Below are 19,405 nucleotides of genomic sequence, written 5' to 3' on the forward strand. Positions count from 1 at the left end.
TCCCAGGATCGGGGCATGACACTTCCACAGCTGCCCTCGTTCGTCCGCGACCGCCACGACCTCGACGGCTACGCGCTCTACCGCTCCGGCGGCCCGCGCGACGACCGGGAGCCGGGCTGCGTCGTGCTCGTCACGGTCGACACCGAGGACGAGGCCACCGCCCGCGGCTGGGTGGACGCGGTGTTCGCCGCGCTCGCCAGCGAGCCGAACCCGCACCCCGGTGGGATCTCTGCGGCGTTCCACATCCGCGCGGACGGCAAGCGGGTGGTCAACTACGCGGAGTGGGTCAGTGCGGCCGACCACGAGGACGCCGTGTCCCGCACGCCGCGGGGCGGGGTCGGGTCCGAGACCGCCGACTGGAAGCGGGTGGTGGAGTTCCCCGGCGTCCAGCACGGCGGTTTCGTCCGCTACGCGCCGCTAGCGAAGGTCCAGGCCGAGGTCGAGTGACGGGCTGGAGTGCGTGAGACCGCCGACCGCGAGGTAGTCGACGCCGGTCTCGGCGTACCGGCGGGCCACGTCCAGCGTGAGTCCGCCGGACGCCTCCAGCAGCACGCCGTCCGGGCGGCGCTGGACCGCCTCGGAGCACTGCTCGGGCGTGAAGTTGTCCAGCAGCACCAGTTCCGCGCCCTCGGCGATGGCCTCGTCGAGCTGTGCGAGGCTGTCGACCTCGACCTCCATCGGCAGGTCCGGTGCGTGGGCGCGGGCCGCGCGGATCGCCGCGGCGACCGAACCGGCGGCGGCGACGTGGTTGTCCTTGATCAGGATCGCGTCGCCGAGGCCCATCCGGTGGTTCACGCCGCCGCCGCAGCGGACCGCGTACTTCTGCAGCGACCGCAGGCCCGGCAACGTCTTGCGGCTGTCGCGGATCCGGGCGCCGGTGCCCTCGACGGCGCCGACCCAGCGTGCGGTCTGGGTGGCGATGCCGGACAGGTGGCAGACCAGGTTCAGCGCCGTGCGCTCGACGGTCAGCAGGCCGCGGGTCGGGCCGCTCAGCACCAGTGCCGGTTCGCCGGGCACGGCCTTGTCGCCGTCGGAGGCCTCGGAGAGCACCTCGACCTCGGGCAGGTAGCGCTGGAAAGCGGCACGCGCCACGGACACGCCGCACAGCACGCCAGCCGCGCGCGGGGTGATCTCCGCGGTCGCGACGGCCTTCTCCGGCACGGTCGCCAGCGTCGTGGCGTCCAGGCCGTAGCGGAGGTCCTCCTCCAGTGCCAGCTGGATGACGCGGTTCGCGTCGTCCCAGTCGATGTCGGTCATGCGACACCCTCCGCGAGAACGGGATCGGCCAGCACGGGCTGGCCGGTCGGGGTGAGCCGGACGAGCTGACTGCGTTGCCACGCCTGCGAACGCGCCGTGTGGTCGGTGCGCACGTGGCAGCCGCGTGACTCGGTGCGTTCCTGCGCCGCGGCGATCAGCGCGCGGGCGGCCATGGTGAGGGCCGCGTCCTCGACGAGCTCGCGCGACTCCAGCTGCTTGTCCACAGTGGACACGTCGAGCACCGAGCCGACGACGGCGAGGCCCTCCGCGTCACGGCCGATCGCGGCGTAGCGGGACATCACCCGCTGCAACAGGTCGCGGTCCGCCACCGGAGCGGTGGGCAGCGCCGGTTCGGCGGAACGGGCCGGGGCGACCAGGCCCAGTGCCAGGTCGGAGGCGACGGCCTCCGCGGCACGGGTGCCGCAGACCAGGCCTTCGAGCAGGCTGTTGGAGGCCAGCCGGTTCGCGCCGTGCAGGCCCGTGCGCGCCACCTCGCCGACGGCGTACAGACCGGTCACGCCGGTGCGGCCGTCCACTGTGGACACGACGCCACCGCAGGCGAAGTGCGCCGCGGGAGCCACCGGGATCGGGTCCGCGGCCGGGTCGATGCCGACCGACGCGCAGGCCGCGTGCACGGTCGGGAAGCGGGAAGCCATGTCGTGCAACGAGGTCGCGTCCAGGAAGACGTGGTCGTCGACGCCACCGGGCGCGGCCGCCATGTGCCGGGTGATCGCGGCCGCCACGACGTCGCGCGGGGCCAGGTCCTCCAGCGGGTGCACGCCCTTCATCACGCGTGCGCCGGTCGCGTCGACCAGCACGGCACCCTCGCCGCGCACGGCCTCGGTGACGAGCGGGCACCGGCCCCGCGCACCGCGACCGGTGTAGAGCACGGTCGGGTGGAACTGGATGAACTCGACGTCCGCGGCCAGCGCACCGGCGCGCAACGCCAGCGCCAGCCCGTCGCCCGTCGCCACGGACGGGTTCGAGGTCGCCTGGTACATCTGGCCGAGACCGCCGGTCGCGAGCAGCACGGCGGGCGCGGTCAGCACGCCGGGCACGCCGTTGCCGTCGAGCACCAGCAGACCGCCGACCGCACCGAGCGGCGTCTTCACCGCGTCGACCGCGACGTGGTTCTCCAGCAGCGGAACTCGACCGTCCACAGTGGCCTTGAGCAGGGCGCGCTCGACCTCGGCACCGGTCGCGTCACCACCGGCGTGCACGACCCGGAACGCGCTGTGGCCGCCCTCGCGGGTGCGCTCCAGCAGGCCGTCGGGGTGGGCGTCGAACACGGCACCGCGCTCGCGCAGCCGCGCCACCGCCGCGGGCCCGTCCGTGATGATCGCGGCGACGGCGGCGTCGTCGCACAGGCCCGCGCCGGCCGTCAGCGTGTCCTCGACGTGCCGGTGCACCGAGTCGCCGGGGTCGTGCTGGTCCGCCATGACGACCGCGACGCCGCCCTGCGCCCACCGGGTGTTGCCGTCGTCGCCGGCCGCCTTCGTGACGACCAGGACGCGCAGTCCCAGCTCACGGGCCCGCAGCGCGGCCGTCAGCCCCGCCACGCCCGTGCCGACCACGATCAGGTCGGCCCGCGCCTCCCAGCGCACGGCCATCACTCACCGCCGCCGGGCTGACCGATCTCGATCATGCGCTGCACGGCGCCCTGGGCGCGCTTGGCGGTCTCCAGGTCCACGTGCACCTCGTCCAAGCCTTCGCGCACGCACCGCAGCAGCGCGGCCGGCGTGATCATCTTCATGTAGGTGCAGGACGCGCGGTCGTTGACGGCGCGGAAGTCGATCTCCGGCGCGGCCTTGCGCAGCTGGTGCAGCATGCCGACCTCGGTCGCGACGAGCACCTTGCGGGCGTTCGTGCTGCGCGCGGCGGTGATCATGTCGCCGGTCGAGAGGATCTTGACCTTCTCCGCCGGGACGATGCCCTCGCCGCTGAGGTAGAGCGCGCTCGTGGCGCAGCCGCACTCCGGGTGGATGAACAGGTCCGCGTCCGGGTTGGCGGCGGCGCGCTCGGCCAGCTCGGGGCCGTTGATGCCGGCGTGCACGTGGCACTCGCCCGCCCAGATGTGCAGGTTCTCGCGGCCGGTCTCGCGCTTGACGTGCGCGCCCAGGAACTGGTCGGGGCAGAACAGCACCTCGCGGTCGGCCGGGATCGAGCGCACCACGTCGACGGCGTTCGACGACGTGCAGCAGATGTCCGTCTCCGCCTTCACCTCGGCGGTGGTGTTGACGTAGGACACCACGACCGCGCCGGGGTGCTGCGCCTTCCACTCGCGCAGCTGCGCGCCGGTGATCGAGTCGGCGAGCGAGCAGCCCGCGCGCTCGTCCGGGATCAGCACGGTCTTCGCCGGCGCGAGGATCTTCGCGGTCTCGGCCATGAAGTGCACGCCGCAGAAGATGATGGTCTGCGCGTCGGACTGCGCGGCGATGCGGGACAACGCGAGCGAGTCGCCGGTGTGGTGGGCGATGTCCTGGATCTCGGGGAGCTGGTAGTTGTGCGCCAGGATGACCGCGTCCCGCTCCTTCGCGAGCCGCAACACCTCGTCCCGCCACGCCGCGTCCGGCTCGACTCCGCCGAACACACCTGACGCGGTTCGCTCCACGGTTGCGGTAGCGACCATCGCTGCCTCCTCGGTTCCCAGGTTTTCGCCTACTGGTCGAAAACGTGGCCGATAGTATCAGCCGAGTGGCGGGCGTGGGGCATGAAGTTCTGGCAGCTGTGCTGCGGGTGAGAGGTGCGTCACTCCAGGTCATGCTGTGGGAACGCGCTCGGGAACCGCACGCTCACCGCTGGTCGCTGCCCGGCGGCGGCCTGCGGGTCGACGAGGACGTGGAGACGTCCATCCGCCGGCAGCTGGCGGAGAAGGTCGACGTGCGACAGTTGTCACACGTCGAGCAGCTCGCCGTCTTCAGCGCACCCGACCGCGTCCCCGGACCGCGCGTGGTGGCGACGGCGTTCCTCAGCCTGGTCCCCTCCGACGTCGACCCGGTGGTGCCGCCGGACACCGCGTGGCACTGCGTGGACACGCTGCCCGCCACGGCGTTCGACCACTCCGCGATCGTGCACCGGGCCCGGCACCGCCTGGCCTCGAAGCTGTCCTACACGAACCTCGGCTTCGCGCTGGCACCACCGGAGTTCACGATCTCCCTGCTGCGCGACCACTACTCCGCCGCGCTCGGTTACCGGGTCTCCGCAACGAACCTCCAACGCGTGCTGGCACGCCGGTTGCTGCTCGAACCGACCGGTGGCACCGCCCCTCCGGGACCGTCCGGCGGCCGCCCCGCCGCCCTGTTCCGGTTCAGCGCAAGGGGAATCAAAGTGACCGATCCGTTCGCCGTGCTGAGACCGCCGGGCTCCGGCCGTCCAGCAGGCGCGGGTGGCACCCCGTAACGTAAGCGGCGTGGCAGAGACGCTTCCGCTTTTCCCCCTGGGCACAGTCCTGTTGCCGGGGGCGTCTATGCCGTTGCACATCTTCGAGCCCCGCTACCGGCAGCTCGTCGTGGACCTGATGACCGGCACCCTCTTCGGCCGCACCTTCGGCGTGGTCTGCATCAAGGAGGGCTGGGAGGTCGGTGCCGACAACGTCCAGTCGTTGCAGGACATCGGCTGTTCCGCGGACCTCCTCGACGCCCGCCCGCTGCCGGAGGGCCGCTTCGACATCGTCACGCGCGGCGTGCGCCGGTTCCGGTTGCTGGACGTCGACGCGACGACCGCGCCGTACCTGCTGGGCACCGTCGAGTACCTGGACGACTCACCGGTCCCGGACGCGGCACTGGAGGTCGTGCCGATCCTGGAACGCGGCGCGCGGGCGGCCCACGAGCGGTACTGCGGCGCCGCGTGGCACCGCGAGGACTGGTCGGCCCCCGCCGACGACGTCGACCTCGGCACGCTGTCCTACCTGCTCGCCGCCGACTGCCTGCTGCCCGTGGACGACCGGCAGCGCCTGCTGGAGGAGACCTCGCCGGCGCGGCGGCTGCGGCTGGTGCGGCGGATGCTGCACCGCGAGACCGGCATCCTCAGCGCGTTGAAGGCGGTTCCGGTGCCGCTGACCGAGTTCGGCCACGTCCCGAACCCGAACTAGCCGGCAGCAGCAGCTCAGCCTGCCCCGGTGGGCTCCTCGCCATGCGCTCACAGCTCAGATGTCGTGATCACGCTTCGGGCTGCGCGGCGACGGATCGTTGGATTGTGGTCTTGTGGGATTGTTGAACAATCCTTACAGTGAGTGCCACATCACACTCCACCGCTCCTCCACCACGCTGCGAGGTGTCGCATGAGCACGACCACGACCGAGGAGACAGGGCGCGCCGCCTGGTTCCGCAGTCTCGGCGCGAAGGGCAGGCGCGCCTTCGTCGGCGCGTTCGGCGGGTACGGGCTGGACTCCTACGACTACTGGGTCCTGCCGCTGAGCCTGGTCGCGATCACCGGCTACTTCGGCCTCACCAAGGCCGAAGCCGGGCTGCTGGGCACCAGCACGCTGCTGATGAGCGCCATCGGCGGCGCGGTGGCCGGTGTCATGGCCGACCGGTTCGGGCGGTCGAAGACGCTGGTCATCACGGTCGCGGCGTACGCGTTCTTCACCGTGCTGTGCGGCTTCGCGACGAACTACGAGACGTTGCTGGTGTTCCGCGCGTTGCAGGGCCTGGGCTTCGGTGGTGAGTGGGCGGCGGGCGCGATCCTCGTGGCGGAGTACTGCAAGCCGAGGTACCGCGGGCGGACGGTGGCGTTCGTCCAGAGCGCGTGGGCCGTGGGCTGGGGCCTGGCGGTCATCGTCAACACGCTGGTCAGCTCGTTCGCGGCGCCGAGCTGGTCGTGGCGGATCATGTTCTGGACCGGTGCGCTGCCGGCGGTCCTCATCTTCTACGTGCGGCGCAACGTCGACGACGCCCCGGCGGTCACGGCACAACCCCGGCCGCGCGGCACGTTCCCCAAGATCTTCCAGGGGCCCATCCTCAAGACCACCCTGTTCGCGGCCCTGCTCGCGACCGGCGTGCAGGGCGGCTACTACACGCTCGCGCAGTGGCTGCCGCTGTTCCTGCAGACCGAGCGCAAGCTGACGACCATCGGCACCGGCGGGTACCTCGCGTTCCTCATCACCGGCGCGTGGATCGGGTACGTGAGCGGCGGCTACCTCACCGACCGCCTGGGGCGCAAGAAGACCTTCACGCTGTTCGCCGTCGCGAGCGCGCTGCTGATCGTGGCGTACACGCAGATCCCCAACGGCGCCAACACCTTGGTGATGTTCCTCGGCTTCCCGCTCGGGTTCTGCATGTCGGCCATCTTCAGCGGGTTCGGCAGCTACCTGAGCGAGCTCTACCCCACGCACCTGCGCGGCACCGGGCAGGGCTTCACGTACAACCTCGGGCGCGCGTTCGGCGCCGTGTTCCCCGGCCTGGTCGGGTTCATGGCCGACCGGATGGGCACCGGCGGTGCCATGCTGTTCGGAGCGGCTGCCTACGGGATCGCGGTCGTCGCGCTCTTCTGGCTGCCGGAGACGGTGAACAAGGAGCTGGAATGACGACAGCGGGCAAGGCACCGGGCCTCGCGCAGGCCAACCTGATCGCCATCCCGAAGGACTGGGCGTACGACTTCCTGCTCTTCACCCACCGCAACCCCAAACCGTGCCCGGTGCTCGACGTGCTGGACGCGGGCGAGACGGTCAGCTCGCTCAAGCCGGACGCGGACGTGCGCACCCACGCGCCGCGGTACCGGATCTGGGAGCACGGCGAGCTGACCGCGGAACCGGAGGACGCCACCGGCCACTGGCGCGACGACCTGGTGACGTTCCTGATCGGGTGCAGCTTCACGTTCGAGACGGCGCTGCGGAGCGCGGGTGTGCCGTTGCGGCACGTCGAACAGGGCCGCAACGTCGCCATGTTCGTCACGGACGTCCAGTGCCGGCCGGCCGGGCGGCTGCACGGGCCGATGGTCGTGTCGATGCGCTGGGTGCCGGAGTCCCTTGTGGACATCGCGCACAAGGTCACGGCGCTGATGCCGTCGGTGCACGGGGCACCGGTCGGCGCCGGTGACCCGCGGCTGCTGGGCATCGCGGACGTCGGCGCACCCGACTTCGGCGACGCGGTCGAGCCGGAACCCGGTGACGTGCCGATGTTCTGGGCATGCGGCGTGACACCGCAGGCGGTGCTGATGCGGTCGAGGCCGCCGTTCGCGATCACGCACGCGCCGGGTCAGATGTTCGTGACCGACATGCCGGACTTCGCTTACCGGGTCGGGTAGGCGGCCGCGAGGGCGGTGCCTCAGCCGAGGCGCCGCCCCAGGTCGTCCAGGCCGTTCCACGCCGCGCAGCAGCCGTAGGTGAGCGCCGCGGCCAGCGGCCACGCCAGAATTCCCCACCACGTCTCCAGCTGCGGCGGGAACTGCAGCGTGTCGAGGGGCTTGGCCACGCCACCGGTCGGGTACATGCCCTCGACCGTCTTGCCGCCCTGCCACTGCATCAGCGCCGCCGCCGCGAGCGAGCCGAGCGTCATCGCGACCATCACGACCGGGCCGCGCCGCTGGCGCAGCATCCACACCGCGACGCCGGTGACCACGCCCGCGCCCAGGCCGATGACGACGAACACCATCAGGGCGTCCATCCGGTGGTAGCTCTCCACCCCGAACGGCTGGAACCCGACGCCCTCCTGCGGCGAGGCGACCTTCGTCTGCGGCGGGGCGAGCCACGCCCAGAGGAACGCGGCGCCCATGCCGAAGACCGACGTCGTGAGCAGCACCGACAGGGCCGGCAGCAGGTCCCGCTTCACCACGACCCTCGGCCGCGGCCGGACGTAGTGGTAGACGTACTGCGGCTCCGGCACGGTGTCGACGCGCACCGGCGCTGCGATCTCGTCCATGTCGCGGAAGGTTACTACCGCGCGGAACCGATCTCCCCGTGGCGGCTGCAGCGCGCCGTCCAGCCGTCCGGGGTCACCTGGACGACCATCCGGCGCGCGCACTGCGAGCAGTACCGCGGCGGGTCGATCACGGACAGCCGCTGACGGCACAGGGCGTGGTCGCCGTCAGCTTCCTCTTTGCCGCAGAACGAGCAGTACACGGTCGTGACCGTCACAGCGTCTGGCTCAGTGCCTTGATGGGCATCGACAGCTCTTCGAGCATGTCGAGGTCCTGCTGGGCCGGGCGGCCGAGGTTCGTCAGGTAGTTGCCGACGATGATCGCGTTGATGCCGCCGAGCATGCCCTGCTTCGCGCCCAGGTCGCCGAAGGTCAGCTCACGGCCGCCGGCGAACCGCAGGATCGTGCGGGGCAGGGCCAGCCGGAACGCGCCGACCGTGCGCAACGCCTCCGCGCCCTCGACGACCGGGTAGTTCTCGTACGGCGTGCCGGGGTTCGGGATGAGGAAGTTGAGCGGCACCTCGTCGGGCTCCAGCTCGGCCAGCTGCACGGCGAACTCCGCGCGCTGCGCCAGCGTCTCCCCCATGCCGATGATGCCGCCGCAGCAGACCTCCATGCCCGCGGCGCGGATCATCGTCAGCGTGTCCCAGCGCTCCTCCCAGGAGTGCGTGGTGACGACGTTCGGGAAGTGCGAGCGAGCCGTCTCGAGGTTGTGGTTGTAGCGGTGCACGCCCATCGCCACGAGCTCGTCTACCTGCTCCTGCGTGAGCATGCCGAGCGAGCAGGCGATCTGGATGTCGTTGCCGTCCGCGCGGATGGCCTTGACGCCGTCGCGGACCTGCGAGAGCAGCCGCTTGTCCGGGCCGCGCACGGCCGCGACGATGCAGAACTCGGTCGCGCCGGTGTCACGGGTCTGCCGGGCCGCGCGGACCAGGCCGGGGATGTCGAGCCACGCCGAGCGCACCGGCGAGGGGAACTGGCCGGACTGCGAGCAGAAGTGGCAGTCCTCCGGGCAGCCGCCGGTCTTGAGCGAGACGATGCCCTCGACCTCGACCTCCGGGCCGCACCAGCGCTCGCGGACCTCGTGGGCCAGCGCGAGCAGCTCGGGGATGCGGTCGTCGGGGAGTTCGAGCACCTGCAGGACCTGTGCCTCGGACAGGCCGACACCTCGTTCGAGCACCTGCTCACGAGCCTCGTCGAGCACGTCGATCTGTTCCGGAGCCGCGGTCACTGTCTCTCCTCCTCCTGTGGCCTGGCGTGCACTATGCCGCACTGAATCCTTCAGCGTGGAGCGACGTAGGTCACTGGACCGCGAACTGAGCGGCGAACGTGTCCGGGTCGAACTCACCGCCGAACCAGGGTGAGAACGATCTCCTGGCCACCGCCAGGAAGTCCACGGAGCCGAGCTTCGTCACACCCTGGGGCAGCGCTCCGAGCAGCGGACCGCCGGCCGCCTCCGGCAGGTCGGCGAGGTTCGTGAGGGACGCGAGGTCGGGGTGCGCGGGCCAGCTGCCCACCACGACACCGATGCACTCCAGGCCGCGCCGTTGCAACGCCTCCGCGGTCAGGGCGGTGGCGTTCAGCGTGCCCAGGCCCGCCTGCGCGACGATGAGCACCGGCGCGTTCACCGCCCACGCGATGTCCGCCAGCGTCGAGCCGCCCTCGTCGAACCGCACCAGCAGCCCGCCCGCGCCCTCGACCAGCACCAGGTCGTGCGTCTCGTCGAGCGCGGTCACCTCGGCGGCGACGTCCCTGGGGTGCACGGTGGCCATGCCCGCGCGTCTGGCCGCGGTGGCCGGTGCCAGCGGGTCGGGGTACCTGGCCAGCTCACGGGTCGTCACGTCACCCGCCAGCCGCGCCACCTCCGCCACGTCGCCGGGCTCGCCGGGCAGCAGGCCGGTCTGCGCGGGCTTGAGCACCGCGACCCGTCTGCCGCCTGCCCTGGCCAGCGCGGCGATGCCCGCCGTGACGGCGGTCTTGCCGACTTCGGTTCCCGTTCCGGTGATCACCAGCACGCTCACGAATCCTCACCTTAGAGCGTGACCTACCGTGACCACATGACTGAGCAACCGATCGTGATGTACGGCGCCGAGTGGTGTGGTGACTGCCGCCGCGCCAAGGCGTGGCTGACCCGCAACAACGTGCCCTTCACCTACGTCGACGTCGAGCACGACGACGCCGCGCGGGACAGGGCGGTCGAGATCTCCGGCCGCAAGAACATCCCGGTCGTGGTGCTGCCGAACGGCGAGTTCCTGGTCGAGCCGTCCGACACTCAGCTCGCCGCCGCGATCACGCCCTGAGCGATCTGCGCGATGTCGTCGTCCGTGCTGACGAACGGCGGCATCGTGTAGACCAGGTCGCGGAACGGCCGCAGCCACACACCCGCGTCCACCGCCGCCTTCGTCGCCCGTGCCATGTCCACGGGCTCGTGCAGCTGCACGACACCGATGGCGCCCAGCACGCGCACGTCCTTCACGCCCGGCAACGCGCGCGCGGGTTCGAGGCCGGTCGACAGCCCGGCCGAGATGCGCGCGACCTCGCGCTTCCAGTCCTGGGACAGCAGCAGGTCGATCGAGGCCAGCGACACCGCCGACGCGAGCGGGTTGCCCATGAACGTCGGCCCGTGCGCGAGCACCGGCACCTCTCCCCGGCTGATCCCGTCCGCGACCCGCGGCGTGCACAGGGTGGCGGCCATCGACAGGTAGCCGCCGGTCAGGGCCTTGCCGACGCACAGGACGTCCGGGCTGACGTTCGCGTGGTCGGCGGCGAACAGCTCGCCGGTGCGCCCGAAGCCCGTGGCGATCTCGTCGAACACCAGCAGCACGTCGTGCGTGTACGCCAGCTCGCGCAGCACGTGCAGGTAGCGGGGGTCGTGGAAGCGCATTCCGCCCGCGCCCTGCACCACCGGTTCCACGATGATCGCGGCCAGCTCGTCGGCGTGCGCCTCGACCAGGTCGGCGAGGTGCTGCACGTACGCGGTGTCGAGCTCCGCGGGTGGTGCGTCCGCGAAGACCTGCACCGGCAGGATTCCCCGCCACAGCGCGTGCATCCCGCCCTCGGGGTCGCACACGGACATCGGGTTGAACGTGTCGCCGTGGTACCCGCCGCGCCACGTGAGCAGCCGCCGCTTCTCCGGCCGGTCGCGCGAACGCCAGTACTGCAGGCACATCTTGACGGCGACCTCGACCGCCACCGAGCCGGAGTCGCACAGGAACACGTGCCGCAGCTCGGCCGGGGTGATGTCGACGAGCTTCGCGCAGAGCCGCACGGCGGGCTCGTGCGTGAGCCCGCCGAACATCACGTGGCTCATCCGGCCCAGCTGCCCGGTGACGGCCGCGTCGAGCACCGGGTGCCGGTAGCCGTGGATCGCCGCCCACCACGACGACATGCCGTCGACCAGCTCGCGGCCGTCGGCGAGGGTGAGCCGGACACCGGAGGCCGACTCGACGAGCAACGGCTCCTGGGTGCCCGGCATCGGGCCGTACGGGTGCCAGACGTGCGCCTGGTCGAGCTTCAGCAGGTCGTCCACCCGCCGAAGGTTAGGCCAGGCGCACGGGCAGGGTGTGCAGGCCGCGGATGAGCGTGCTGTCCCGCCACACCAGCGTCTCCGGCTCGGCGGCCAGCGAGAGGTTCGGGAACCGGGCGAGCAGCTGCGTGAGCGCCACGTCGAACTCCAGCCTGGCCAGCGGCGCGCCCAGGCAGAAGTGGATGCCGTGACCGAACGCCAGGTGGCCCTGCGCGGACCGGGTGACGTCGAGCTGCGCGGGGTTCTCGTACTTCTCCGGGTCCCGGTTGGCCGCGATCAGCGACACCATCACGATCTCGCCGGCCGGCACCGTGACACCGCCCAGGTCGAGCGGCTCCTTGGTGTAGCGGAAGGTCGCGACGTTGACCGGGCCCTCCAGCCGCAGGAACTCCTCGGTGCTGGCCGGGATCAGCTCCGGCCGGTCCTTCAGCACCCGCAGCTGCTCCGGGTTCCTCAGCAGCGCCAGCACGGCGTTGCCGATGAGGTTCACCGTGGTCTCGTGGCCGGCCACGAGCAGCAGGAACGCCATCGAGATGAGCTCTTCGGTGCTCAGCCGGTCGCCGGAGTCGTCGGCGTGCACCAGGGCGGAGAAGAAGGTGTCGTTCGGCTCGGCCTCGGCGATCGCCGTGACGTGCTGGTGCAGGAAGGCGGCCATCGCGGAGGCCGCGGCCTGGACCTGCTCGGCCGTGCCGAAGGTCAGCAGCTGGTTCGACCACTCGCGGAAGTCGGCGCGGTTGTCGATCGGGATGCCGAGCAGCTCGCAGATCACCGTGATCGGCAGCGGGAACGCGAACGCCTCCAGCAGGTCGACCTCGTCACCGTCGGCCAGCTTCGCGAGCAGCTCGGCGGCGATCTCCTGCACGCGGGGGCGCATCAGCTCGACGCGGCGGGCGGTGAACGCCTTGGTCACGAGCTTGCGCAGGCGGGTGTGGCCGGGCGGGTCCATGTTGAGCATGTGGACCGACAGCGTGGGCTCGATCTCGCGGTTCTCGACCTCGCCGGACGAGTGCGCCGCCATCAGGTGGCCGCCCTCCAGGACGTTCTTGCTGACCTGCGGCGCGGTGAGGGCGAGCTTCGCCTCGTCGTACCGGGTCACGAGCCACACCTTGAGCCCGCGCGGCAGCTGGAGCTCCTGCACGGGGCCCTCGGCGCGCAGCAGGTCGTGGACCTCGTGCGGGTTCTGGACGTAGTCGTCGGGCAACCGGGTGAGTGTCGTCACCCCACCCAGTTAACCCCGTTAACTCGACTCTCGCCACTATTTCCGCGCCGGCCGCGAAGGAGACCTCGTCACCGCCGGTCGCAAGGACCGGACCGTCCACATCGGATTCGCCGGGCGGCACCCGTGATCGTGCTGCGGCCGGGCGGTGATGGGGAGATCAGGAGCGCGGGGTAGCGTTCAATTCGTGGTGGCCCCTGATCCCGTTGACGCCCGTTTGCTGGCCATGCTCGCCGACTCTGGTCGTGCCGCCGTGCACGAGATCGCCCAGCGGCTCGGCATGGACCCGCGCGAGGCCGCCATGCGCCTGATCACGTTGTCCGGCAGCGGTCTGCCGTTGCTCGTGGGCGTCGAGTGCGACCCCAACGGCATCCGCAGAGCGCTGGCGAACGCGGCCGCCTACGGCAGCTACCAGGGTCCGCCGCCGTCCGGCGCCTACGCCGTGCAGCAGAGCGGCCCGCACCACGTCAGCGGTCCGCACCCGGTGCCGTACGGTCCGCAGAACCCGCAGTCGCAGCCCTTCCCGGCCCAGCCGCAGCAGGCCACCTGGGGCCCGCCCCAGTCAGCCGGGTGGGTCCGCACCGAGCAGCCGCAGCCTCCGCAGCCCCGGCCGGTCGTGCGCACCGGCAAGGTCGGCACGGTGCTGGAGGCGGACAGCCTCGAAGGCGCCCGCCTGTCGATCCAGCTGGTCGAGGTCGTCGACCCGGCCGACTTCCTGTTCACCGCGGCCGGGTACAAGCTGGCCGAGGGCGAACGGGCCGTGGTCGTGCACACCGAGGTCACGAACGCGTCGAAGGTGCCGTACACCTCGTTGCCGGACATGTACCTGGTGCTGGTGACCAAGACCGGCGAGTCCGTCACGAAGGCGCCGGTGTCGCTGTCGTCGCGGCCCGCGCACAAGCTCGGCGTGCAGCCGGGTGAGACCGCCGGCGGGCACACGGTGTTCGTGCTGCCGGACACGACGGAGATCATCCAGGTGCGCTGGAGCGTGCGGCCCGAGGTGGACGTCAACACGCTCGTGTGGACCGTCGAGGACTGACGCTGCCTAGCACTGCCTAGCACCGGCTGGCGCAGGCTGGCGCAGGACCTTCAACGCCGCCGCGTGCACGCCGGGTGCGGCGGCCACGTACTCGCGCGTGGTCAGCTCCCACGGCTCGCCGTCGAGGTCGGTGACGACACCGCCGGCTTCCTGCACCAGCAACACACCGGACGCGTGCGCGCGCACGTTGTCGTACTGCCAGTGCACGTCCATCCGCCCGGCGGCGACCTGGGCGAGCTGATGGGTCACCGGCACCGAGATCCGCACGTACAGCGCCTCCTTCGCCATCGCGCTGTAGGAGGCGCCGACCCGGTCGGCCATCTCCGGTCCCTGCCCCGCCTGGGCCTGACCGGTGCCGGTGAGCGCGCCGTCCAGTGACGTCTTCTCCGACACCCGCACCGGCACGCCGTTGAGGAACGTGCCGCCGCCCTCGGTCGCGGTGAACACCTCCTCGAACAACGGGAAGTACACGACGGCGAGCACCGGGCGGCCGTCGCGGACCAGGCTCACGCCGATGTTCCAGTCGGTCATGCCGTGGACGGCGTTCATGTTGCCGCCCACCGGGTCCACCAGCCACCACTCGCCCGGTTCCAGCGGGCCGGAGCCGTGTTCGTCGTCGAGCCAGCGCGCGCTCGGGCGGATTTCGGCGAGCGCGGGGCGCAGCACCTCCACGACGGCGGCGTCGTTGGCGCGGACGCCCGCGATGACCTCGGTGAGGCTCGCGGTGCGCGACTCGGGCGAGTACCGCTTCAGCATCCGCTCACCGGCGCGGCGGACGGCGGTGACGGTGGCGGGCAGCAGGTCCGTGCTCATGGGTGCTCCAATTGATTCCGGGACATCTTGTGATCAGTACGATTTACGTTCATGCAAGCGGATCTGAACCTGCTGACCGTGCTGGACGCGCTGCTCGAAGAGGGCAGCGTGATGGGCGCGGCCGAACGGCTGCACCTGTCCTCACCGGCGGTCAGCCGCACGCTCGGCCGGATCAGGAAGGTGACCGGCGACGACATCCTGGTCCGCACCGGCCACTCGATGACGCCGACGCCGTACGCGTTGGGGATCGCCGACGAGGTGCACCGGCTGGTGCGGCAGGCCAACGCCGTGCTGTCACCGAGCCGTGAGCTCGACCTCGCCGAGCTGGACCGCACCTTCACCGTCCAGTGCCACGACGCACTGGCGTCGTCGCTGGTGCCGGTGCTGGTCGCCACGATCGCCGAGCAGGCGCCCGGTGTGCGGCTGCGGGTGCTCGCCGAGCACTCCGGCGACACCGACGACCTGCGGCACGGCCGGGTCGACCTGGAGCTCGGTGGCGGCGCCCCGGCGTTGCCCGAGTTCCGCTCCGAGACGCTGGGCCACGACCCGCTCGCCGTGGCGATGCGCCCGGACCACCCGTGCGCCGACGACCTCGACCTCGCGGCGTACGCGGCACATCCGCACGTGGTGGTCTCCCGGCGTGGCCGGCTCACCGCGCCGATCGACGATCTACTGGCTGCGGAAGGCTTGCACCGCAGGGTGATCGCCACCGTGGCGACTGTCCACTCCGCACTGCAGATCGCGGCCGCGAGCGACGCGCTGGTCACCACCACGGCGATCCTGTGCCGCCCGTTGATCGACGCGTTCGGGCTCGTCACCCGGCCGCTGCCGGCGCCGTCACCGCAGGCACCGGTCAACTGCAACTGGCACCAGCGCTACGACTCCGACCTCGCCCACGCCTGGCTGCGCGACCGGGTGCGGGCGGCGTTCGCGGCCCTCGCCGGCTGAGTCAGCCGGTCAGCGGCACCGCGACGGCGCCGGGAAAACGCGGTGACTCGGCCTCGTCGAGCATGGCCGCGGCCACGGTCTCGCGGCTCACCGCGGCGGAGAGGTCGAACGGCGGTGCGGCGTCCAGGCCGACCGTGCGCCGCCGCGGGCTCTCCGGGTCGTCGGAGAGGAACCCGGCGTGGAAGACCGTGCCACCGGCGGCGAGCACGGTCTCGTCGGCCGCGACCTTGTCCGCGATCCGGTCGCCGAGGAACTTCTCCAGCACGAGTGCGCCTTCACCGGCCGCCGCGGAGGACGGGCCGGTGCCGTACGCCCCGAGCCAGATGATCCGCTCCGGCCGGGCGGCGACGACCGCCTTCGCGCCGTCGAGGAGCACGCCCGCCCGGTCCGTCCCGAGGCCGGAGAGGACGACGGCACCCTCGGCCACCGCCATGCCCGCGGGGTCGGCCACGTCGCCCGCGACCTTGCGCAGGTCCGGGTGGTCGAGCGCGATCTTGGCGGGGTCGCGGGCGATCGCCGTGACGGTGTGGCCGCGTTCCAGCGCCTGCCGGGTGAGTGCGAGACCGGTTCGTCCGGAGGCCGCGAGCACTGTGAGGTTCATGCCCGCAACGCTAGGACCGGCACCGATTAACATCAAATGAAAGCTCGTCAACCGGTGATTTACCCAGACGCAATTGAGCTGCGATCAGCCTTCGTCGCGCAGCTTCTCCAGCGCCGAGGCCAGGTCGTCCGGGTACTCCGAGGTGTAGGAGACCCACTCGCCGGAACCGGGGTGGTGGAACCCGAGCTGCCGCGCGTGCAGCCACTGCCGCGTCACCCCGAGGCGCTTGGCCAGCGTCGGGTCGGCGCCGTAGGTCAGATCGCCCACGCACGGGTGGTGCAGCGCCGAGAAGTGCACCCGGATCTGGTGCGTGCGACCGGTCTCCAGGTGGACCTCGACGAGCGAGGCCGCCCGGAACGCCTCCATCACCTCGTAGTGGGTGATCGACGGCTTGCCGGAGTTCATCACGGCGAACTTGTAGTCGTGCTTGGGGTGCCGGTCGATCGGCGCGTCGATGGTGCCCTTGATCGGGTCGGGGTGGCCCTGGACGATCGCGTGGTAGACCTTGTCGACGGTCCGTTCCTTGAACGCGTGCTTGAGCGCCGAGTACGCCGACTCGGACTTCGCGACGACCATCACGCCGGTGGTGCCGACGTCGAGGCGGTGCACGACGCCCTGCCGTTCCTCCGCACCCGAGGTCGCGACCCGGTGGCCCGCGGCGGCGAGGCCGCCCACCACGGTCGGGCCGGTCCAGCCGGGCGAGGGGTGCACGGCGACGCCGACGGGCTTGTCGACGACGATGATGTCGTCGTCCTCGTGGATCACGATCAGGCCCTCGACCGGGATGGCCTGCACGGTCACCGCCTGCGGCGGCGCGGGCAGCGTGATCTCCAGCATCGCGCCCGCCGTCAGCCGGTCGGACTTGCCCACGACCCGCCCGTCGATCAGCACGTCGCCGGCGTCGGCGATCGCGACCACCACGGTGCGGGACAGGCCCAGCAGCTTCGCGAGGCCCGCGTCGACGCGCATGCCGTCCAGTCCGTCGGGAATGGGCAGCGTTCGGTATCCGCTCACGCGTCGATCTTCTCCTTGTGAACCGTCCCGTCGTAGTCGTGCTGCATCAGCGCGAGGATGATGATCGTCGCGCCTCCGCTGACGATCGCCATGTCGGCGACGTTGAACACCGGCCACACCTGGCCGAACGGGTCGAACAGCGACAGGAAGTCCACCACGTGGCCGCGCATGGGGCCGGGCTCGCGGAACAGGCGGTCGACGAGGTTGCCGACGGCACCGCCGAGCACGAGACCGAGGCCGACCGCCCAGGGCTTCGAGCGCAGGTTGCGCGCGATCCAGGCGATGAACCCGACGACCCCGAACGCGATCAGCGCGAGGATCCACGTCCACCCCTCGGCCAGCCCGAAGGCGGCACCGGGGTTGCGGACGAACGTCAGGTACAGCACGCCGCCGAACAGCTGGATCGGCTCGGAGCGCTCCAGGAACGCCACGGAGAGGACTTTCGTGAGGACGTCCAGCGCCAGCACACCGGCGGCCAGCACCGCGAGGTAGGTGGTCCGCGGTTCCGGCAGCGAGCCGGTGATCGAGAGCTCGGGCTCGTCCAGGTCTGCGGACCGCTCCGGTGCCGCGGTCTCGTCCGACGGCTCGGACCGCGCGGCCTTCTCGGTTTCCGCTGCCTGCCCGGCGGCGGGCTGGTCCTCGGCCTCGGTGGTCGCCCCAGGCTCAGCCCGGGGTTCCTCGACCGGCGACGGCACGCTGACCTGCTCCTGCGCAGGTGCGTCAGCGGCCTTCGCCGGGGCCTTGGACTCGTCACTCACCAGGTCATTGTCCACTACCGGGACTACGCGAGGAACGGCGGCAGGGTTCGGTTGTCGTCCTCGGGCACCCAGCGGCCGTCGCGCTGCGTGTAGGTCCACTTCGGACCTTCGGTGACCAGAGCGCGCAACGCGGCCACCAAACGGTCCACGTGCTCCGCCGTCGTGCCGAGGCCGATCGACGCGCGCACGGCACGTTCCTCGTGCGAACCGAGCTTCTTCACCAGGCGTCCCACGACCACGTGCGCGCAGAACGCCCCGTCACGCACGCCGATGCCGTACTCGGCCGACAACGCCGCCGCGAGGAAGCCCGCGTCGAAACCGGAGACCGTGAAGCTCACGACGCCCACGCGGTCGACGTCGCTGAAGATCGACAGCTCCCGGAAGCCCGGAACCGTGCGCAGCCCCTCGCGCAGGCGCTGCAGCAGCTCCTGCTCGTGGGCGATCGTCTGCTCCCAGTGCCGCGACAGGATCTCGCACGCCGCCGCCAGCGCGTGGACGCCGACGACGTTGGGGCTGCCCGCCTCGTGCCGCTCCGGCACCGCCGACCACGCCACGCCGAGCCGGTCGCCGTGGTCGGTCACCTTCGCCGTGGCGCCACCGCCCACCAGGTACGGCTGGGCCTGCTGCAGCCAGTCGGACCGGCCGACGAGCACACCGGCGCCGAACGGCGCGTAGATCTTGTGGCCGGAGAACGCCAGGTAGTCGACGCCCAGCTCACGGGCGTCGATCGGGCGGTGCGGGGCGAGCTGCGCGGCGTCGAGCGCGATGCGGGCGCCGTGCGAGCGGGCCACCTTCGCGAGCTCCTTGACCGGCCACAGCTCCCCCGTGACGTTGGACGCCCCGGTGACGATCACGAGCCGTGGACCGACCGGGGCGGCGGCCAACGCCCGGTCGAGTGCCGCGAGGGCCGCACTCGACGAGGAAGGAGTGGAGACGCGCTGCACGTTGGGCCCGCGCCACGGCAGCAGCGCGGCGTGGTGCTCGCTGTCGAACAGCACGACCGCGGTGCCCTTGGGCACGCTGCGGGCCAGCAGGTTCAGCGCGTCGGTGGTGTTGCGGGTGAAGACGACGGCGTCGGAGGAGCGGGCGCCCACGAACCTGCGCACGCGGTCGCGGGCCTGCTCGTAGACGCGGGTCGAGATCTGGGAGGCGAAGCCGGCGCCGCGGTGCACGCTCGCGTACCAGGGCAGCAGCTCGTCCACGGCGTCGCGCACCTCGCGCAGACAGGGCGCGCTCGCCGCGTGGTCGAGGTTGGCGTAGGTGACGCGCTCACCGGTCACCAGCGGGACGCGCAGGTCGGAGCCGACGACGGCGGGAACGGCGGTGGTGGCGTCCGGGGTGATCGCGAGCGTCATCGAGCTGCCTCCTGGGCCTGGGGG

22 protein-coding genes are annotated in these 19,405 nt (G+C 71.6%); 8 read left to right on the forward strand and 14 right to left on the reverse strand.

All coding sequences use genetic code 11. The features are described 5' to 3' along the window. Positions 1–15: 15 nt before the first annotated feature. Positions 16–447, forward strand: coding sequence for an antibiotic biosynthesis monooxygenase (locus ADL03_RS09780; protein WP_053733053.1), 432 nt, complete (start codon positions 16–18; stop codon positions 445–447). Here the strand turns inward: ADL03_RS09780 and nadC are convergent. Genes nadC through nadA form a run of 3 tightly spaced genes read right to left on the reverse strand, consistent with a single transcriptional unit; the run spans position 418 to position 3,886 of the window. Beyond that, a complete protein-coding gene (nadC, locus tag ADL03_RS09785) occupies positions 418–1,257 on the reverse strand; it encodes a carboxylating nicotinate-nucleotide diphosphorylase (RefSeq protein ID WP_053733054.1) in 840 nt (279 codons plus the stop codon). The two genes, ADL03_RS09780 and nadC, sit on opposite strands and share 30 nt — an antisense overlap. Beyond that, positions 1,254–2,867 (reverse strand): L-aspartate oxidase, encoded by a 1,614-nt coding sequence (locus ADL03_RS09790; protein ID WP_082373019.1) that lies wholly within the window; start codon positions 2,865–2,867, stop codon positions 1,254–1,256. The genes nadC and ADL03_RS09790 overlap by 4 nt, the downstream gene beginning before the upstream one ends. Beyond that, positions 2,867–3,886: a quinolinate synthase NadA gene (gene nadA / locus ADL03_RS09795; protein ID WP_053733055.1), complete on the reverse strand. Its 1,020-nt coding sequence runs from the start codon at positions 3,884–3,886 to the stop codon at positions 2,867–2,869. Before nadA ends, ADL03_RS09790 begins: the two co-directional genes overlap by 1 nt. A gap of 65 nt (positions 3,887–3,951) precedes the next feature. Between nadA and ADL03_RS09800 the strand changes: the two genes are divergently transcribed. The 4 genes from ADL03_RS09800 to ADL03_RS09815 all read left to right on the forward strand — a co-directional run bounded on the left by ADL03_RS09800 (position 3,952) and on the right by ADL03_RS09815 (position 7,500). After that, positions 3,952–4,656, forward strand: a complete 705-nt coding sequence (locus ADL03_RS09800; protein ID WP_304438797.1) for an NUDIX domain-containing protein — start codon at positions 3,952–3,954, stop codon at positions 4,654–4,656. A 10-nt stretch (positions 4,657–4,666) separates the two neighbouring features. Beyond that, the gene (locus tag ADL03_RS09805; protein ID WP_053733056.1) at positions 4,667–5,347 is read left to right on the forward strand and encodes an LON peptidase substrate-binding domain-containing protein; all 681 of its coding nucleotides are present in this window, start codon (positions 4,667–4,669) and stop codon (positions 5,345–5,347) included. Positions 5,348–5,536: 189 nt separating this feature from the next. Then, positions 5,537–6,781 carry an MFS transporter gene (locus ADL03_RS09810; protein ID WP_053733057.1) on the forward strand — a complete coding sequence of 415 codons (1,245 nt, stop codon included), beginning with the start codon at positions 5,537–5,539 and terminating at the stop codon, positions 6,779–6,781. Next, positions 6,778–7,500 carry a putative hydro-lyase gene (locus ADL03_RS09815; RefSeq protein WP_053733058.1) on the forward strand — a complete coding sequence of 241 codons (723 nt, stop codon included), beginning with the start codon at positions 6,778–6,780 and terminating at the stop codon, positions 7,498–7,500. Before ADL03_RS09810 ends, ADL03_RS09815 begins: the two co-directional genes overlap by 4 nt. A 20-nt stretch (positions 7,501–7,520) precedes the next feature. On the opposite strand, the gene ADL03_RS09820 is transcribed toward ADL03_RS09815, so the two are convergent. The 4 genes from ADL03_RS09820 to bioD form a co-directional block, all read right to left on the reverse strand. Continuing rightward, positions 7,521–8,114: a DUF2567 domain-containing protein gene (locus tag ADL03_RS09820; protein ID WP_053733059.1), complete on the reverse strand. Its 594-nt coding sequence runs from the start codon at positions 8,112–8,114 to the stop codon at positions 7,521–7,523. Between the two features lie 14 nt (positions 8,115–8,128). Then, the gene (locus ADL03_RS50750; RefSeq protein ID WP_157528423.1) at positions 8,129–8,329 is read right to left on the reverse strand and encodes a hypothetical protein; all 201 of its coding nucleotides are present in this window, start codon (positions 8,327–8,329) and stop codon (positions 8,129–8,131) included. After that, on the reverse strand, positions 8,326–9,342 hold the full coding sequence (gene bioB / locus ADL03_RS09830; RefSeq protein ID WP_053733060.1) for a biotin synthase BioB: 1,017 nt from the start codon (positions 9,340–9,342) through the stop codon (positions 8,326–8,328). The genes ADL03_RS50750 and bioB overlap by 4 nt, the downstream gene beginning before the upstream one ends. A 70-nt stretch (positions 9,343–9,412) precedes the next feature. Then, positions 9,413–10,132, reverse strand: a complete 720-nt coding sequence (gene bioD / locus ADL03_RS09835) for a dethiobiotin synthase (protein WP_053733061.1) — start codon at positions 10,130–10,132, stop codon at positions 9,413–9,415. Positions 10,133–10,168: 36 nt separating this feature from the next. On the opposite strand from bioD, the gene ADL03_RS09840 reads away from it, so the two are divergent. Further along, complete coding sequence (locus ADL03_RS09840) at positions 10,169–10,411, forward strand: glutaredoxin family protein (protein ID WP_053733114.1); 243 nt, start codon at positions 10,169–10,171, stop codon at positions 10,409–10,411. Here ADL03_RS09840 and ADL03_RS09845 read toward each other — a convergent pair. Continuing rightward, positions 10,384–11,586 (reverse strand): adenosylmethionine--8-amino-7-oxononanoate transaminase, encoded by a 1,203-nt coding sequence (locus ADL03_RS09845; protein ID WP_231641717.1) that lies wholly within the window; start codon positions 11,584–11,586, stop codon positions 10,384–10,386. The genes ADL03_RS09840 and ADL03_RS09845 overlap by 28 nt on opposite strands. Before the next feature lie 64 nt (positions 11,587–11,650). After that, positions 11,651–12,856, reverse strand: a complete 1,206-nt coding sequence (locus ADL03_RS09850; protein ID WP_053733063.1) for a cytochrome P450 — start codon at positions 12,854–12,856, stop codon at positions 11,651–11,653. Positions 12,857–13,040: 184 nt separating this feature from the next. Between ADL03_RS09850 and ADL03_RS09855 the strand changes: the two genes are divergently transcribed. Then, positions 13,041–13,892: an AsnC family protein gene (locus tag ADL03_RS09855; RefSeq protein ID WP_157528425.1), complete on the forward strand. Its 852-nt coding sequence runs from the start codon at positions 13,041–13,043 to the stop codon at positions 13,890–13,892. 6 nt (positions 13,893–13,898) lie between these two features. Here the strand turns inward: ADL03_RS09855 and ADL03_RS09860 are convergent, their stop codons facing one another. Further along, complete coding sequence (locus ADL03_RS09860; RefSeq protein ID WP_053733065.1) at positions 13,899–14,705, reverse strand: inositol monophosphatase family protein; 807 nt, start codon at positions 14,703–14,705, stop codon at positions 13,899–13,901. A gap of 51 nt (positions 14,706–14,756) precedes the next feature. On the opposite strand from ADL03_RS09860, the gene ADL03_RS09865 reads away from it, so the two are divergent. After that, a complete protein-coding gene (locus ADL03_RS09865; RefSeq protein ID WP_053733066.1) occupies positions 14,757–15,653 on the forward strand; it encodes a LysR family transcriptional regulator in 897 nt (298 codons plus the stop codon). A 1-nt stretch (position 15,654) separates the two neighbouring features. Here ADL03_RS09865 and ADL03_RS09870 read toward each other — a convergent pair whose 3' ends face one another. The 4 genes from ADL03_RS09870 to ADL03_RS09885 all read right to left on the reverse strand — a co-directional run bounded on the left by ADL03_RS09870 (position 15,655) and on the right by ADL03_RS09885 (position 19,381). Continuing rightward, positions 15,655–16,254 (reverse strand): NAD(P)-dependent oxidoreductase, encoded by a 600-nt coding sequence (locus ADL03_RS09870; RefSeq protein WP_053733067.1) that lies wholly within the window; start codon positions 16,252–16,254, stop codon positions 15,655–15,657. Positions 16,255–16,338: 84 nt separating this feature from the next. Next, complete coding sequence (locus ADL03_RS09875) at positions 16,339–17,223, reverse strand: RluA family pseudouridine synthase (protein ID WP_053733115.1); 885 nt, start codon at positions 17,221–17,223, stop codon at positions 16,339–16,341. Between the two features lie 41 nt (positions 17,224–17,264). Then, on the reverse strand, positions 17,265–17,813 hold the full coding sequence (gene lspA / locus ADL03_RS09880; protein ID WP_369808961.1) for a signal peptidase II: 549 nt from the start codon (positions 17,811–17,813) through the stop codon (positions 17,265–17,267). 236 nt (positions 17,814–18,049) lie between these two features. After that, the gene (locus tag ADL03_RS09885; protein ID WP_053733068.1) at positions 18,050–19,381 is read right to left on the reverse strand and encodes an aminotransferase class V-fold PLP-dependent enzyme; all 1,332 of its coding nucleotides are present in this window, start codon (positions 19,379–19,381) and stop codon (positions 18,050–18,052) included. Positions 19,382–19,405: the final 24 nt, after the last annotated feature.

Source organism: Nocardia sp. NRRL S-836 (assembly GCF_001279525.1).
Taxonomy (GTDB): domain Bacteria; phylum Actinomycetota; class Actinomycetes; order Mycobacteriales; family Pseudonocardiaceae; genus Lentzea.